The following is a 1,343-nucleotide window of genomic DNA, read 5'->3' as shown; positions in this document are numbered from 1 at the left end:
GACAGACCTACCCTTCAGCGGGGAGGTGCAGGGGAAGTTCGCAGAATCTTTAACGCCAGCAGTCCTTCCTTCATGGATCCCTTTTATTTCTTACTCAGAGATGAAGACAGCCAACTTACATCTCATTTTCTGGCTTTTCCCGGAGACTCCCTGATGTTGAGATGGTATAGGTTTACGAATAGGGTTTCCTTTTCAGGACCGCAGGCCAGACAGTTTGAATTACAGCATGTATTGGCAGGTTTGACTGCCAGTTCGAAATACACGACCGCCCAGAAAATCATTGTCAAGGACCGCGAGAAATTTCTGGCTGAATATAACCAAAATGGAGAGTTGGAAGCCGCCAAAAAGCAATTGGGGCGCCACCTGGAAGTGATAATAATGGGGAAAGAAGAGCTTGACCTGTTGGAGCATAGTATGGCCGATAGGGGATTTGCTGATCAGGTGGAAAGAATGGTAGAGGCATACAAGGGGGATATTCCAGCCGACCGGCTTGCCCTGATTCGGACAGATGCGCTGAGCAATCATTATGCTTTACAGGCAGAGTCCCTGAGCCGTTTATTGATCCGATTTCCGGAATGGTTAAAAGAACCAGAAAAAGCAGGCAGAATTGCCGATATGTTTTTGGATCTGGATCGAAAACTCAAATCCAATTCCGTTCCACAATCCTTGGTTACTTCCGGCTATATCGAGTTTTGGTATCACTATTCAGAGGCTTCGGCCAGTGCTGCAGGGATCGATTTTTTTGATTGGATTGCCTCCCGGGAACCGGGACTTCCAAGGGATGTGCTCTTTGAGAATTATCTCCTGAGAAAAGAGCGCAGACTTCAGGGTTTTGATGAAAAGTTGGGAATAATCGCCACTGAAGTCTCAGATCCGGTGATCAAAGCCCGAATCCTGGAAATTCAGGCCAATAAATCCACAGGAACCACCATTTCCTCTTCACCCTTGCTTTCCGCAGAGGGAATCCCAATCAGCCTTACCGATTTTACGGATCAGGTGATGCTGCTGGAATTTTGGGCTCCGGGATGCGGAGCCAGCAAGACTTTTTACGAGAAGATCATGAAAAAGCTCCATGAAAGATTTGAGGGAGAAGAGCGGCTGCAGTTGGTTTCCATCGGAGTCGATGTGCAGGAAGGAAAGCTGGACAATTTTCTGGAAGAATACTATACAGATTCGGGAATCAACCTGCAAGCCGAAGATACGACTCAACCACTCTTGAACCAGCTGGGAATCAGAAGCTACCCCTCTTTTGCGCTGATAGGCAAAGATTCCAAAATCATCAAAGTATCCGGTTTTCCCGGTAATGACCCTGAAGAATGGGTGGATTTATTGGAGGAAACCTT

Annotated in this window: 1 protein-coding gene; it reads left to right on the top strand. The window is 47.1% G+C overall.

Annotated elements, in window-relative coordinates; all coding sequences use genetic code 11:
• The coding region (locus tag SYJ56_RS25780) for a TlpA family protein disulfide reductase (protein WP_323839277.1) at positions 1-1,343 on the top strand (1,343 nt) is incomplete at both ends.

It is taken from the genome of Algoriphagus aurantiacus (assembly GCF_035156405.1).
GTDB classification, from domain to species: domain Bacteria; phylum Bacteroidota; class Bacteroidia; order Cytophagales; family Cyclobacteriaceae; genus Algoriphagus; species Algoriphagus aurantiacus.
This window is presented reverse-complemented; position numbering and strand designations above follow the sequence as displayed.